Raw genomic sequence first — 14314 nt, 5'->3', positions numbered from 1 at the left:
CGTCACCGGGGCGCGCCGTACTCGTCCAGTTCCACGAGGGTCACGTCCACGTCCTCGGCCAGCCGGAGTCGGTGGCTGCCCGGCCAGAGCTGGGCGGGGCGGGTGACGAGCTGCCCGTCGACGTAGGTGCCGTTGGACGAGCCCAGGTCGGTGATGTAGAGCCGGCCCGCATGCCAGGTCAGCTCGGCGTGGTTCCGGGAGAGTTGGTCGAGGCCGGCCAGGCCCGCCACATGGGCGCAGTCGGTGGCGTCCCGCCCCAGCCGGGTGGCGCCCTGGCCTTCGGCGCGTACGGGCACGAGGGCGCCGGCGAGCACGAGGGCGAGGCAGGGGGTGGCGGGCGCGGGGGTGGCCCCCCGGCCGGACGCCGGTGGCGACTGCAGCCGGGTGGGGGGTGCGGCGGTGCGGTCGCGGGGCGCGCGGGGGTTCGCGTCGGCCGTCGGTCGGGTGGTGCGGGCCCGAGGCCGGTCGGCGGGCACCTCGGGACGGACACGAGCTCGCCCCGGCGCACCCGCACCCGCCTCCGGACGGTCGCCCGAGCCGCCCGGCGCACCCGCACCCGCCTCGGAGCGCGAGCCGGATCCACCGGGATCACTGCTCCCCGGCGCGTCTTCCGGCTCCGCCGTCACGTACACCCGTTCGGCAACGAGCTGTTCCCACTCGTGGACCTTGCAGAAGCCGCGCCGGGGCGACGACGGGCACTCGTCCGGGGTCACCGGGCAGCGGTAGCGGGTGGTCACGGTCGCCATGTGTTCTCCCGGAAGGTCACCCCTCGTGCGGACAGGTCCCGCTCCAGGGCGCTGAGTTCACCAGGTCTCGGCACGCCGACGATGTGCACGGCCCGGTCCGTCACCTGGATCTGGAGTTCCGGCCGGTCGGCCGTGCGGCGCAGATGGGGGCCGTATCGGCGGCTGCCGAGCGAAGTACGCGGGATCAGCCGCTGGTTGGCGGAGCCGCGCCAGACCAGTGAGGTCGGTTCGGCCACGCGGTACCGCCCGGTGATGACGGCGTCCGCGCGGTCGAGTACGGCCGTGGCCTCGGGTGAGGCGGCGATCTCGGCGTCCTCCCAGCCGGTGTAGACGAGCAGGTCGGCGTCGGCCCGGCCCGCGGCGAGGCGCACCCGGTCGGCCGCGTCGAGCAACGCGGCCAGGGCGGTCGGCTGCTCCAGCGGTTCACCGCCGCTGACGGTCAGCCCGTCGTAGCCCTCGGCCAGGCTGCGCCGCCACAGCCGTGCCAGCCACTCGACCTCCACGTCGTGGCCGCCCCGCGGGTCCCAGGTCTGCCGGGACATACAGCCGGCGCAGGCGAGCGGGCAGCCCTGCACCCACACGCCGAGACGTCTGCCCGGCCCGAGCGCGGTGACGGGCCCGAGCACCTGGGACACCCGCAGCACGGGTCCCGGCGGCTCCGGCGCGGGCCGCGCCCCCGTACGGCCGTCGTCGCTCACATCCATCGTCGTACCTTCAGCGTGTACGCCTCGTCCTGACCGTCCACGGCCTCGATCTCGATGTGCTCGCCGGGCCGGGCCCGCTGGTGGAACAGTTCCCGGGAGAGCGGGTTGACCAGCGCGGACTCCACGGCGGTCACCACTCCGCGCCCGCCGTGGTCGAGGCGGCGGGTGGCCTCGACGCGCAGGACCTCCCAGGGGTCGTCGGCCACCGTCAGCTCGGCGCCGTACACCTCCCTGACCCGGCCGGCCACCGAGGCGAGCGCCTTGTCGAGGATGAGCCGGACCGAGTCGGGCTGGATGAAGTCCATGGGCACGAAGCTGTCGCCGAACCGGTTGCGCAGCTCGGGCCGCCCGATGTGGTCGTTGAAGAAGGTGTCGAAGGCCGCGCGCAGTGCCTCGCGCACGTCCTCGGGCTTGTCGTGGCGGCTGAGCCGGGGCTGCCGTTCGGCCGCCTCGGCCTCCGGGTCGGCGTCCGCCTGTTCGTTCTTCTGCCCGCGCCGGTTCTTGGGCCGCATCACCTCGGCCGACACCCCCAGGTTCGAGGTGAAGATCAGCACGCACTCGGTGAAGTGCACCGTGGCGCCCTGTCCGTCGGTAAGCCTGCCGTCCTCCAGGATCTGCAGGAACAGGTCGAACAGCCGGGGGTGCGCCTTGTCGATCTCGTCGAAGAGCAGCACGCTCATCGGCGACGCCCGTACCGCGTTGGTCAGTTCACCGCCCGCGCTGTGCCCGACGAACCCGGGCGGGGCCCCGATCAGCCGGTCCCTGGCGTGTTCCTCGGCGAACTCGCTCATGTCGAAGCGGATCGGGCGGGCGTCCTCGCCGAGAATCATCTTGGCGACGCCCTTGGCGAGTTCGGTCTTGCCGACACCGGTCGGCCCCGACAGGAAGAGCGTGCCCCGCGGCCGGCTGGGGGAACTGGACGACTGGGCGCCGGTCAGTCCGGCCGCCGAGCGCATGAAGATCTCGATGGTCCGCCGGACGGCGTGCGGCTGACCGATGACCGCCGCGTTCAGATAGTCCTCGCCGTTGAGGATGTTCTCCCGGACGGCCTGCGTGGCCCAGGGGTTGTCCAGTACGCCGACCCGGTACAGCCGGGCGGCCTCGTCGAGCCGGCTCAGCGGCAGCCCCCGGTCGGCGGCCATCCGGCCCACCGCCAGGATCTCCCCGACTCCCATGCCGTACGAGGACCGGGCCAGCGCCTCGGTCGCCTGCCGCTGCTCGGCCTCCGTCGCCGGTAAGGCGTCCTCGGGTGCCCCGTCCTTGCCGGAGCGGCGCCTCGCGAGGCGCTCGACCACGAACCGGCCGGCCGCGTGACGCTGGTCGTGGGGCGGCTCGGGCACCGTGATCACTCGTAACGCCCGGCTGCCGATGGCGAATTCGAGCGGCAGGTCCTCCTGCTTCTCGACCACCCAGAAGATCGTGTTGTACGGCGTCACGCCCCCGGTGCCGCGAACCGGGCGCGCGGTATGGCCCAGCTCCTCGGCGGCGGCGAGCAGTCGGGCCGCCTCTCCGGCCACCGGACCGCGCGGGGAGCCGAGTCGGGCGGTGTAGGGGATGATCAGGCCGATCGCGGGGCCCGTGTGCTGGACCGTGCCGATCATGATCTCCCGGAAGCGGGCGATGCCGGCCTCGATGTCGCCGTCGCCGTCGCTGTCGCCCCGGTCCGCATCGGCGTCGGGGGTGTCCCGTTCCGCGCGTTCACGTTCCGCGCGTTCACGGTCGGCGCGGGCGTCCTCCTCGGCCATGCGGCGCAGGGCGGGCGGCAGGGAGAACGGGTCGTTGGTGAGCCGCCAGGCGATCACCCGGTCGTTGACCATGCTCTGCCGGGCGAGGGCGCCGTAGCCCCGGGTGCGGCAGACCGACTCGATGACCTCCTCCAGATTGAACGGCGTGGCCGGGTGGACCGGTTCGGGCGCGGCGACCCCGCCCTCGGCGTCCTCGGGCAGCAGGAAGACATCGCGTACGTTGCCGGTGAGGAGGATCTGCGGGTACACGGTGAGCGCCATGTCCAGCTCGCGGATCCAGGCCGGGGCGAGTGCGGGTGGCCCGGTCGGGGCCTCCTCCTGGCGGAAGGCCCCCGTGCTGTCAGTGCTCACGCTGCCGCTCCTGCCCGTACGTGGTGGACCGCGCCGGCCTGGCCCGCTTCTTCCGGCGCCGCTCCGGCTGCTCGCCCTGCTCCGCCTGGTCCGCCTGGTCCGCGTCCTCGTCCGTGCGGTCGTGGGCGAGACCCGTGTCGGGCCAGGAACCGTCGGGCACCACGGCCGTGGGCCGCACCCCGGGCGGCAGCGTGGAAGTGCGCGCCAGGTCGACGCCGTGTGCGCGTACCGCCTCCTCGATGCCGGGCAACTGCTCGTCACAGAACCAGCGTTGGACCTCGCGGTCGGTCTCGGGGTCGGCCTCCGACTCGGCCACCAGCACGGTGCTGAGACCGGGCCGGTCGGGGGCGAGCGCCAACCGCAGCCCGTAGCCGTCGGCCTCGCCGAAGGGCACGACGACGCTGCCGTTCTCCTCCAGCAGGTCGGCGAAGTCGTCGCCCACGGCGTAGTCGCGCTCGCGCAGCACCCGCATCAGGGCGTCGGCGACCATGGACCGGTGGCGGGCGGTGTCCCCGCGGGCCACGGCCAGGTCGACCTCGCCCTCCAGATGGGAGGGGTCGGGTGCCTCGCGTACGGCCTCCGCCAGCCGCTCGTGCTCCGCCGGGTCGGCGTCCTCGAGGCGGTCGAGCAACCGGGCCCGCAGTGCGGCCGTACGGACCGCGTTGCGCTGCCGCTGGGTCGACTTGTGCACGAGTACGCCGAGGTCGTGCAGGAGGGTCCGGGCCTCCTCGGCGCTGCGGGCCCGGCGCAGGGCGTCCAGACGGCGTGCGAAGAGAGGCAGGTCGTCGGGCTCGCAGGACGGCCCGTCACGGGTGAGCAGCGCCTCGGCCTCGACCAGGGCAGCGGCCCTGACCTGCTCGGTGCGGTCGGCCTTCGGCCGGGCGGCGGGGGCGGGCCTCGCGGCCGGCCTGCCGCTGTTCTCCGCCTGCTTCCCGGCGGGCGGCAGCGACCATACGCCGGCGGCCGCGCGGGCGAGTTCGGCCTCCGCGCGCTCGTTGACCGCCCGGGCCGAGTCCAGCGCGGCGGCCAGTTCGGCCGAGTCGGCGGAGCCGGACACGCTGGCGACGTGCACGTCGACCTTGGCCGTGCCGTACGCGCGACGCAGGGACCTGGCCTGCCCGCGAAGATTCTGTGAGCGGGTGGTCTCCTGTGCCAGTTGGGCGCGCAGCTCCCGCCGTCGTTCCGCCTCGACGTCGACGTAGCTCCACTCGTATGCCGCGGAGTTGCTCAAATGACCCTCCCCCAGGGCCGCGATGTCACAGGGGGCAATGATGCATCACTGACGGTCCATATGACTCCCGTTCGACGATCTCGGGTCACTCTTCTTTTTGCGCTGTTACGGTGCCTGGCGGAGAGGGGGTGGTGGAGTTGTCGTTCCTGGCGGACGCGGTCGAGGCGATCCAGGCCAACTGGGGTGAGTTGTACGGGCTGCTGGACGGGCCCGCGCGTCAGGAGTTGGGGGAGATCCTGGCGGAGGCCGAGGCGGATCCCGAGGCCGCGGCGGCCGAACTGCACGCTCTCGTCAAGCCGTTCGTGCCGCCCGGGCATCCGCTGCGCGAGGTGCTGACCCCGTCCGGTGTGCGTTTCCGGCCGACGCCCGGATCGGCGGCGGAAGGGCCGTTACTGCTGGAGTCGCTGCTGCGGCTGCGGGAGAACGCGGTGGCGGCACCGGGCACGGAAGGGCCGGCCGGTCGCGCCCTCGCACCCGAAGCCGCCCCTTCGTACCTCCCCGACCCCGACGACTCCTGGCTCCTCGCCGAACCCTCGGTCGACCGTCCCTCCCTGGTCCTCACGGTGGACGAGCTCCGGTACCTGATCACGCTCACCGACGGCCGGGACACCGAGCACGTGCCCGCCTTCCAGCTGGACCCGGTCACCGGAACCCCGTACCCGGTGGTCGTGGAGATCAACAGGATGCTGTCGGCCGACGAGGACCCGTGGGGCGCCGCGGACTGGTGGCTGGGTTCGAACGTGTGGCTGAACGCCGCGCCCGCCAGGCTCCTGGGCACCGGGGCCGACGACGCCCTGCGGTCCGCCGCGCGAGCCGAGATCCCGGAGTGGTGAGCACGTGCCCGACCAGATGATCCCCGCCCCGGCCGTCCGCGCCACCCCGCACCGCCATGTGCTGCCCGCCGGTACCGAGTTGTGGCGGGTGCACAGCGAACGCCGTAACGCCACCGAGTTCAAGGCCGTACCGGCCGACCTGCACTGGGGCGGCGGCCGGTTCTGCCACATCAGGGACGAACTGAGCCCCGAACGGCTCCCCTATCTGTATGCGGGGCTGTCCCCGCTGACCGCTCTGTGCGAGACCCTGGCCCGTGATCTGCGCGTGCAGCCGAACGGGCGCCGGCGCATCACCCAGCCCCGGGTGCGGGGCATGCTGCTGTCGAAGGTCGTCGCGGCCGTCGACCTGCCGCTGGTCGACCTGACGGACAACGCCCATCTCGCGGCGGTCCGCCAGGACATCTGGCTCGTGCAGGCGGAGGCCCCGGCGTATCCGCGCACCCGTCGCTGGGGCTCCTGGATCCGCGGCCAGGCCGACTGGGCGGTGGGCCTGCGCTGGCCCTCGCGCCAGGACTCGGGGCTGTTCTCCAGCGAGGTGTGCGCCCTGTACGAGCGGGAGAACGGCCCCGCCCTGCTCAAGCCGTCGTCCGAGGCCCCGCTGGAGCTGAACACGCCGGCCGGCCGCGACTACGTGAACAGCCTGCTCGCCCCGCTGCGCATTCGTGTCGAGCACCCCCGAAGGCGCCCGTGACCGCGCACGTCCGCGGTGTCACGCCCGAGGGGCGTCACGGACATCCGGTGACACTCCGGAGCCGCCTCGCAACGGCCGGCGCGGCAGCCTGTCTCCGTGGCCGAGAGGGACGCCGGGGCACGCGACCTGGTCGATCGCAGGCCCCGGCCGCCCCCTAGTCGGCGTCCGAGTCGGGCTTGTTCCCCGCCGCCGCGTACGCCTGGGCCGGTGTCATCGGCACCCCGTTGAGGCTGACCGTCTTGTAGGGGCTGACCTTGGCGCAGGTCTTGGAGTCGTCGGCGGTCGAGGCGTTGGCGTTGGAGACGGCGGCCTTGGTGTCGCCGGAGCTGGCCGGGTAGCTGGAGCCGGTCGTCCAGTCGCTGCCGATGATCAGGGTCACGCCGGTGCCGGTGCCCTGCTTGATGTGCGAGCTGGGCACGTCCAGCGCCTTGGCGACCGTCTGTGCCTCGGCCTTGTCGCCGCTCCCGTAGGTCACGGTGGTCGTGGTCGCGGAGCTCGGCGCGTTGGCCGTGCTCGTACCGCTGCTGAAGCCCTGCGAGATCAGCGAGGTCGCGATCGCGGAGGCGCGGCCCGTGATGTCGGTGCCGTTCTCGACGGTCACGGCGATCTGGGCGGCGGGTACGGTCGCGACGGTGGCCTTCGGCTTCGCGGTGGCCGCGGCGGCCGACGACTTCTTGCCGGAACTGGTGGTCAGCGACTGGTCGTTGGCCATGGTGGCGAACAGGTCCTTGGCACCGTCGCCCACCACCACGCGGTTGCTGTTGCTCGGGTCCGGGGCGGTCTGCATGGTGGTGAAGGTCATCCGCTTGGTGGGGACCTTGTTCACGTCGGCCGCGAGCGATATCAGCTTATTGACGGTGCCGAGGCCGTCGTCCACGGTGAGCGCCTTGGTGGCGGCGTCGGCGAGTTTGTAGACCGCGGTGGGGTCGGTGAGCGTGCCCGCGCTCTTGAAGTTGCGCATCATCGCGCTGAGGAAGATGTGCTGGGAGACGGTACGGCCGAGGTCGCTGCCGTCGCCGAAGCCGTGCCGGGAGCGGACGAACTCCAGCGCGGCCTCGCCCTTGAGGGTGTGGGAGCCCTTGGACAGCTTGAGGTGCGAGTAGGTGTCGTACACGTTGGAGTTGACGCAGACGGAGACACCGCCGACCGCGTCGGACATCTTGACCACGCCCGAGAAGTCCAGCTTGACGAAGTGGTCGATGGTGATGCCGGTGAGCTGGTGGACGGTGTCGACCTGGCAGGCGGGCCCGTACTCCAGGGCGCTGTTGACCTGGCCGTAGTAGCCGGACGTGGACTGGCCGCTCGCGGTGTCCTTGCAGGCCGGCACGTTGACCATGGTGTCGCGGGGGATGCTCATGACGGTGGCGTTGGAGCGGTCGGCGGATATGTGGACGACCATCTCCACGTCCGCGTTGCCGTTGCCGGTCTGCACCCCGGTCGTCTTGCAGCCGCCGCCGAGCTTGCAGTCCTCGGAGCTGGTCCGGCCGTCCGAGCCGATCACCAGGATGTTGATCGGGGTCCGGCCGAACGCGTCGGCCTTCTCGGTGCCGCCCTTGCCGTCGAGGGAGACGCTGTTGATGTTGCCGTTCAGGTGTTGGTAGAACCACCAGCCCGCGCCGGCCGTGACCAGGACCAGGACGGCGGTGACCAGGCCGAGGATCTTCAGCGCCCGCCTGCCGCGGCCCGTCGGCTTGGCCCGTCGGGCCCCTCTGCCGCCGCGGGATCTGGCCGCCTGCCGGGCCGCGGCCCGGCCACCGGTCGGGCGCGTCCCGTCGTGCTGGGCACCGCGCTGTCCGGGCACCCGGTCGGTGCGGCTCCGCGTGGCCTGCCCCCCCGGGCCGTCCCACGGGTCGGTCATCTTCCACTCCCATGAACGGGTTGGGCCCGCGACAGTAAGGTCGTCCCGTACGCGGCGGTGTACGGGCAGGCGCGAGGTGGGCCCACTTGGGTTGCGTGATTGCGCAATCTAACAAACCCACGGCCCGAGCAGCACAGATCCCGACCGATTTCACAGGTGAGTGATCTCATGGAAACGCCCGGGCGCCCCCGTGGAACCCCGGGAGCGCCCGCGCCGTCGGATCCGCCCCGGCGCTCTCAGACCCCGGCTTCGCGCAATCGGCGCACCGGCGCCGGAACTTGGTACGAGCGCGCGGTCAGCTGTCCGACGGTCACCCGCACCACGGTCACGATGTCCGGATCGTCCACATAGTAGATCTGCCGGCGCCCCTCCCGGCGGGAGCGCACCAGGCCGGCGAGCCTGAGCTTGGCCAGGTGCTGGCTGACCGCGGGGAGGGCGCCGCCGACCCGGTCGGCGAGGCATGTCACGTCGCTCTCGCCCTGGGACAGCGCCCACATGAGGTGCAGCCGGGCCGGTGAGGCGAGCAGCCCGAACACCGCGGCCGCCTCCGCCAGCACGCCGTCGGAGGGGTCCGTGGCTCCACCGATGTCCTCGCCCACAGCCCGCTCCCTCCCTCACGGTCGTCGCACAGAAGTGCACTCAGTGTAGGCGGGCGGTCACCGGACTCCGTACGGCCTCCCCGGAATGTCCTGCACGTGTTCTCCGCATTGTCATGAGCGGGTGACAGATCATCGACGGCTCGGCGTCAGGCGCCGCCGAAGGCCACCGCCGTTCATAAGCTTGCGCAACAAGGCAACTGAGCAAGGCACCACCCCGTACCGGGAGGACAACCAACGTGGGCATCATCAGCTGGATCATCCTCGGCCTCCTCGCCGGAGCCATCGCCAAGGTCCTGCTGCCCGGCCGTGACCCGGGCGGCCTGATCGGCACCACCCTCATCGGCATCGCGGGCGCCTTCGTCGGCGGCTGGCTCTCGGCCCGCTTCCTCGACCGCCCGGTGGAGAAGCAGTTCTTCGACCTCTACACCTGGGGCGCCGCGATAGCCGGCTCCCTGGTCCTCCTCATCGCCTACCGGCTGCTGTTCGGCAACTCGCGCGACCGCGCGCGGCGGTGACTCCGATCACCTTCCGGAGCCGGGCCCAGTTACGACATTCCGGAAGTACGGGGACCGTGGCCACACGACATTCCGGATGTACGGGGACGGGCCCGCGGGCCTCGTCAACAGGGCGTAAGTGCCTGCCGCACAGGCAAGGCGCCGATTCCACTTCCACCCCACAGGGAGTCGTGTGACACTGGCGTCCCGTCCGCAGTGTGGACACCTCGGCACACCGTCCCCCACGAGAAGTGCGACTTGCGTTCTCTACCACTGCCACTCGCCCTCACCGCGCGCCTGACGCCGGTCGCCGTGCTCGCCTGTGCGGGCTGGGCGATGGCGTCGGGTCCGGACAAGACGTCCGCCACCGCCTCCGGTGACACCTCGGCCCAGCAGACGGCCGGCCAGTCTGCGAGCGACGCCCCGTCGTCGTCCGCGACGTCGACGGGGGCCGCCAAGACCTACGCCGGCGCTCCCGCGCCCTGCGGCAGTATCCCGGTGGCCACCATCAAGTCGCTGGTGCCGGGCGCGAAGACAGCCGGCAAGGAGATCCCCTCCACGGACACCAAGCTGCGCCGCACCTGCTCGTGGAACGCCCTCAAGGGGTACGACTACCGCTGGCTCGACGTCTCGTTCGAGATCATGGACACGGACGCGGCGGCGGCGAAGGAGTACAAGGACCGGGTCGCGGAGAAGAGCGGCGGCGGCGCCGTGCCGGGGCTCGGCGACAGCGGCTACTCGGTGGTCAACCTCACCACCGAGGACAAGCAGCAGACCCGTGAGGGCGTGGTGATGGCCCAGGTCTCCAACGCGCTGGTGGTCGTCACCTACAACGGCAGCGACTTCGAGAACAAGAAGGCGCCGTCCACGGACGAGATCAACAAGGGCGCCATCAAGGCGGCGAAGAGCGCGGTGACCGCGCTGAAGGGCAGCCGGTGACCGTTCCGGCCGCCCTTCGCGGTCATGCCTCTTCGGGGGTACGCCTCGTCAGCAGGGTCAGCCCCAGGTACAGCACCAGGGACGTGCCGAGGCCGACCGCCCAGCCGTAGTCGGCGAGCGAGGACAGCGCCGGGATCGGGCGGCCGTCGAACAGCGGCTTGAAGCTGGCGCCGCCGACGGCGAGGACACCGCCGACGAGGAAGGCCACGACCGCCCGCCAGTTCCAGCCGCCGTCGTACCAGTAGCGGCCGCCCGTGCGGTACAGGTCGGTCAGGTCGAGGCGGGTACGGCGCAGCAGCCAGTAGTCGGCGATGAGGATGCCGGCGACCGTGCCGAGCAGACCGCCGACCAGGCCTAGCCAGGTGAAGATGTAGCCCTGCGGGTCGGAGTACAGCTTCCACGGGAAGATCACCACACCGAGCACGCAGGTGATCAGGGCGCCGGTGCGGAAACTGATCTTCCGGGGCGCGATGTTGGAGAAGTCGAACGACGGCGACACCAGGTTGGCCGCGATGTTCACGGACAGGGTCGCGACGAGGACGGTGACCAGGGCGTAGAGCAGCCCGACCACGTTGTCCGTCTTGGCGGCCAGCTGGACCGGGTCCCAGATCGGCTCGCCGTACACGGCCTGGGAACCGGAGGTCACCAGGACCGACAGGAACGCGAACAGGGTCATCGTGGTCGGCAGGCCGAGGGCCTGACCCCAGGTCTGTGCCTTCTGGCTCCTGCCGTACCGGGTGAAGTCGGGGATGTTCAGGCTCAGGGTGGACCAGAAGCCGATCATGCCCATCAGCGAGGGCCAGAACAGCTTCCAGAAGTCCCCGCCCCAGCCGAGCTTGGAGGGCTGGTCGAAGAGCGGACCGAGACCGCCGGCCTTGTTGCTCATCCAGACCAGCATCACGACCGCGCCGACGATCACGAAGGGCGCGGCCCAGTTCTCGAAGCGGCGGATGGTCTCCATGCCCCGGTAGATGATGGCGACCTGGAGTGCCCAGAAGATCGCGAACGACAGCCACATGGTCCAGGCGTAGCCGCCGATGTGCGAGGCGTTCGCCCAGCTGTCGCCGATGAGCTTGCCGGCGAGGAAGTAGATGGCCTCGCCGCCGATCCAGGTCTGGATGCCGAACCAGCCGCAGGCCACCAGCGCCCGTACGACGGCGGGGAGGTTGGCGCCGCGTACGCCGAAGCTGGCGCGGGCGAAGACCGGGAAGGGGATGCCGTACTTCGGTCCGGCGTGCCCGGTGAGCAGCATCGGGACGAGGACGATCAGGTTGGCCAGGGCGATGGTGAACACGGCCTGTTTCCAGTCCATGCCGACCGCGATCAGCCCGGAGGCCAGGGTCCAGGACGCCGTGTTGTGGGCCATGCCGACCCAGAGCGCGGAGAAGTTGTACGTGGTCCAGGTGCGCTTTTCGACGGGGACCGGCAGCAGGTCCTCGTTGGCGTAGGGACCGGTCGGCGGCAGGGAGCCCGGGGCGAGCTCGACGCGCCCGTCGGAGGTGGTGACTTGGCCGGTCGGCGGTATGGCCGTGGGAGCGGTGTCGGTCATGGGCAGGCCAATCGGGAGGAGAGGGGACGGGAGAAAGGCCGTGCGGGTGGCGTCGAGGGGGGTGGTGAGCCGGGGGTGTGGGGGACCCCCTTCCCGGGACGGCGGGAAGGGGGAGATCAACCGGTGTGTGCGGATCAGCCGTTGACGGCCGGGATGACCTTGCTCCCGTACGCGTCGATGGTGGCTTCCTGCGCGTCGTGCATGTCGTAGACGGCGAACTGGTCGACGCCCAGCTCGCGCAGTGCGTTCAGCTTCTCGATGTGCTTCTCGACCGGTCCGATGACGCAGAACCGGTCGACGATCTCGTCGGGCACGAACTCGGTGTCGGGGTTGCCGCTGCGCCCGTGGTGCGCATAGTCGTAAGCCTGGCGGGACTTGATGTAGTCGGTGAGTTCGTCGGGTACGGCGGCGGAGTGCTCGCCGTATTTGGCGACGAGGTCGGCGACGTGGTTTCCGACCATGCCGCCGAACCAGCGGCACTGGTCACGGGCGTGCGCCAGGGCCTCGGGCGAGTCGTCCTCGGTGACGTACGCCGGGGCGGCGACGCAGATCCTGACCTCGGACGGGTCACGTCCGGCGGCCACCGCCGCGTCCTTCACCGCCTTCACCATGTACTCGGTGAGGTAGAGGTCGGAGAGCTGGAGGATGAAGCCGTCGGCCTCCTCGCCGGTCATCTTGAGCGCCTTCGGGCCGTACGCGGCCATCCAGACGGGGAGTTCGGCACCGGGCTTGATCCACGGGAACCGGATCACCGTGCCGCCGAGGTCGGCCTCCTCGCCCCGCCCCAGCGCCCGGATGACCTGCATGGCCTCGCTGATCCGGGCGAGGGTGTTGGGCTTGCGCCCGGCCACCCGCATGGCGGAGTCGCCGCGGCCGATACCGCAGACCGTGCGGTTGCCGAACATGTCGTTGAGGGTGGCGAAGGTGGAGGCGGTGACCTCCCAGGTGCGGGTGCCCGGGTTGGTGACCATCGGCCCGACGGTCAGTTTCGTCGTGTTGGCGAGGATCTGGCTGTAGATCACGAACGGTTCCTGCCAGAGCACGGCGGAGTCGAAGGTCCAGCCGTAGGAGAACCCGTTGCGTTCGGCCCGCTTCATCAGGCTGATGACACGGGAGGCCGGCGGGTCGGTCTGCAGGACGAGTCCGAAGTCCATGGGCGCCACTCCTAGTTGAGGTACTGACAGGTGGAGCGCGGGGTGTAGACGCCGTGCCCGGCGTGTCCGGTGTACGCCCGCTCGGTGATGACGAGTTCGCCGCGCGAGAGGACCGTCTCGACCCGGCCGGTGAGCCGCTTGCCCTCGTACGCCGAGTAGTCGACGTTCATGTGGTGGGTCTCGGCGGAGACGATCTGCTCGGCGTGCGGGTCGTAGATGACGACGTCGGCGTCGGCACCCGGGGTGATGGTGCCCTTCTTCGGGTACATCCCGAACATCCGGGCCGGGGCGGCGCAGGCGATCTCGATCCAGCGACGTCGCGAGATGTGCCCGTCGACGACGGCCTGGTGGAGCAGGTCCATGCGGTTCTCGACGCCGGGCAGGCCGTTGGGGATCTTGGAGAAGTCGCCTCGCCCCAGCTCCTTCTGGCCCACGAAGCAGAAGGGGCAGTGGTCGGTGGAGACCACCTGGAGGTCGTTGGTCCGCAGACCCTGCCAGAGCTTGGCCTGGTGCTCCTTGGGCCTGAGCGGGGTCGAGCAGACGTACTTCGAGCCCTCGAAGTCGGGCTCGGCGAGGTTGTCGGTCGACAGGAACAGGTACTGCGGGCAGGTCTCGCCGAAGACGGGCAGCCCCTCGTCGCGCGCCCGCGCCAGCTCGGCCACCGCCTCCATCGCCGAGACGTGCACGACGTACAGGGGCGCGCCGGCCACCTGTGCGAGCTTGATGGCGCGGTGCGTGGCCTCGGCTTCCAGCAGCGCCTTGCGCACCTCGCCGTGGTAGCGGGGATCGGTCTCGCCGCGGGCCAGCGCCTGCTCCACCAGTACGTCGATGGCGATGCCGTTCTCGGCGTGCATCATGATCAGGCCGCCGTTCTCGGCGGAGCGCTGCATGGCGCGCAGGATCTGGCCGTCGTCGGAGTAGAAGACGCCGGGGTAGGCCATGAACTGCTTGAAGGAGGTCACCCCCTCCTCGACCAGCAGGTCCATCTCCTTGAGCGTCTCCTGGTTCACATCGGAGACGATCATGTGGAAGCCGTAGTCGATGGCGCAGTTGCCCTCGGCCTTGGCGTGCCAGGCGTCGAGCCCCTCGCGCAGACCGTGCCCGACGCTCTGCACCGCGAAGTCGACGATCGTCGTCGTACCGCCCCAGGCGGCGGCCCGGGTGCCGGTCTCGAAGGTGTCGGAGGCGAAGGTGCCGCCGAACGGCAGCTCCATGTGGGTGTGGGCGTCGACACCGCCCGGAATGACGTACTTGCCGGTGGCGTCGATGGTCCGCTCGGCGCTGAAGGCCTCGGCGGCGGGGGTTCCGGAGGCGGCGAGGGCGGCGATACGGCCGTCCTCGATCAGGACGTCGGCGTGGATCTCGTCGGACGCGGTGATGACGAGTCCGCCGCGGATTACTGTACGGCCGGTCATGGGGT

The 14314-nt window shown here is 71.1% G+C and carries 13 protein-coding genes; 4 read left to right on the top strand and 9 right to left on the bottom strand.

From position 1 onward, the window contains the following. Positions 1–2: 2 nt before the first annotated feature. The 4 genes from ACWGJB_RS33685 to ACWGJB_RS33670 are packed head-to-tail and all read right to left on the bottom strand — an operon-like array spanning position 3 to position 4777. Positions 3–746 carry an FHA domain-containing protein gene (locus ACWGJB_RS33685; RefSeq protein ID WP_453383838.1) on the bottom strand — a complete coding sequence of 248 codons (744 nt, stop codon included), beginning with the start codon at positions 744–746 and terminating at the stop codon, positions 3–5. Then, entirely contained in the window at positions 734–1450 is a 717-nt protein-coding gene (locus tag ACWGJB_RS33680) for a 4Fe-4S single cluster domain-containing protein (RefSeq protein ID WP_453383837.1), read from the bottom strand. Before ACWGJB_RS33680 ends, ACWGJB_RS33685 begins: the two co-directional genes overlap by 13 nt. Next, positions 1441–3546 (bottom strand): AAA family ATPase, encoded by a 2106-nt coding sequence (locus ACWGJB_RS33675; protein WP_453383836.1) that lies wholly within the window; start codon positions 3544–3546, stop codon positions 1441–1443. Before ACWGJB_RS33675 ends, ACWGJB_RS33680 begins: the two co-directional genes overlap by 10 nt. Further along, on the bottom strand, positions 3536–4777 hold the full coding sequence (locus ACWGJB_RS33670; RefSeq protein ID WP_453383835.1) for a hypothetical protein: 1242 nt from the start codon (positions 4775–4777) through the stop codon (positions 3536–3538). The genes ACWGJB_RS33675 and ACWGJB_RS33670 overlap by 11 nt, the downstream gene beginning before the upstream one ends. Positions 4778–4887: 110 nt before the next feature. Between ACWGJB_RS33670 and ACWGJB_RS33665 the strand changes: the two genes are divergently transcribed. Continuing rightward, positions 4888–5610: a hypothetical protein gene (locus ACWGJB_RS33665; protein WP_453383834.1), complete on the top strand. Its 723-nt coding sequence runs from the start codon at positions 4888–4890 to the stop codon at positions 5608–5610. A 4-nt stretch (positions 5611–5614) separates the two neighbouring features. Next, entirely contained in the window at positions 5615–6301 is a 687-nt protein-coding gene (locus tag ACWGJB_RS33660) for an RES family NAD+ phosphorylase (protein ID WP_453383833.1), read from the top strand. Between the two features lie 154 nt (positions 6302–6455). Here the strand turns inward: ACWGJB_RS33660 and ACWGJB_RS33655 are convergent, their stop codons facing one another. Further along, positions 6456–8159 (bottom strand): LCP family protein, encoded by a 1704-nt coding sequence (locus ACWGJB_RS33655; protein ID WP_453383832.1) that lies wholly within the window; start codon positions 8157–8159, stop codon positions 6456–6458. Positions 8160–8395: 236 nt separating this feature from the next. Then, entirely contained in the window at positions 8396–8758 is a 363-nt protein-coding gene (locus ACWGJB_RS33650; RefSeq protein WP_453383831.1) for an ArsR/SmtB family transcription factor, read from the bottom strand. A 236-nt stretch (positions 8759–8994) separates the two neighbouring features. Here ACWGJB_RS33650 and ACWGJB_RS33645 point away from each other — a divergent pair, with 236 nt between their 5' ends. Both ACWGJB_RS33645 and ACWGJB_RS33640 read left to right on the top strand, forming a co-directional pair. Then, positions 8995–9273, top strand: coding sequence for a GlsB/YeaQ/YmgE family stress response membrane protein (locus tag ACWGJB_RS33645; RefSeq protein ID WP_453383830.1), 279 nt, complete (start codon positions 8995–8997; stop codon positions 9271–9273). A gap of 237 nt (positions 9274–9510) precedes the next feature. Continuing rightward, entirely contained in the window at positions 9511–10191 is a 681-nt protein-coding gene (locus tag ACWGJB_RS33640; RefSeq protein ID WP_453383829.1) for a hypothetical protein, read from the top strand. A gap of 22 nt (positions 10192–10213) precedes the next feature. Here the strand turns inward: ACWGJB_RS33640 and ACWGJB_RS33635 are convergent, their stop codons facing one another. The 3 genes from ACWGJB_RS33635 to hydA all read right to left on the bottom strand — a co-directional run bounded on the left by ACWGJB_RS33635 (position 10214) and on the right by hydA (position 14309). Continuing rightward, positions 10214–11740, bottom strand: a complete 1527-nt coding sequence (locus tag ACWGJB_RS33635; protein WP_453383828.1) for an NCS1 family nucleobase:cation symporter-1 — start codon at positions 11738–11740, stop codon at positions 10214–10216. 134 nt (positions 11741–11874) lie between these two features. Beyond that, the gene (locus ACWGJB_RS33630; protein WP_453383827.1) at positions 11875–12894 is read right to left on the bottom strand and encodes a TIGR03842 family LLM class F420-dependent oxidoreductase; all 1020 of its coding nucleotides are present in this window, start codon (positions 12892–12894) and stop codon (positions 11875–11877) included. 11 nt (positions 12895–12905) lie between these two features. Then, positions 12906–14309 (bottom strand): dihydropyrimidinase, encoded by a 1404-nt coding sequence (gene hydA / locus ACWGJB_RS33625; RefSeq protein ID WP_453383826.1) that lies wholly within the window; start codon positions 14307–14309, stop codon positions 12906–12908. Between the last annotated feature and the right edge of the window lie 5 nt (positions 14310–14314).

This window comes from Streptomyces sp. NPDC054813 (genome assembly GCF_053611365.1).
The sequence above is the reverse complement of the archived record's forward strand: the minus strand, read 5'-3'. Positions and strand labels throughout refer to the sequence as shown.

Bases quoted from the DNA above. Each gene is read 5' to 3' on its own strand.
- ACWGJB_RS33685 (WP_453383838.1), bottom strand. From the start codon at position 746: ATGGCGACCGTGACCACCCGCTACCGCTGCCCGGTGACCCCGGACGAG.
- ACWGJB_RS33680 (WP_453383837.1), bottom strand. From the start codon at position 1,450: ATGGATGTGAGCGACGACGGCCGTACGGGGGCGCGGCCCGCGCCGGAG.
- ACWGJB_RS33655 (WP_453383832.1), bottom strand. From the start codon at position 8,159: ATGACCGACCCGTGGGACGGCCCGGGGGGGCAGGCCACGCGGAGCCGC.
- ACWGJB_RS33635 (WP_453383828.1), bottom strand. From the start codon at position 11,740: ATGACCGACACCGCTCCCACGGCCATACCGCCGACCGGCCAAGTCACC.
- ACWGJB_RS33630 (WP_453383827.1), bottom strand. From the start codon at position 12,894: ATGGACTTCGGACTCGTCCTGCAGACCGACCCGCCGGCCTCCCGTGTC.
- hydA (WP_453383826.1), bottom strand. From the start codon at position 14,309: ATGACCGGCCGTACAGTAATCCGCGGCGGACTCGTCATCACCGCGTCC.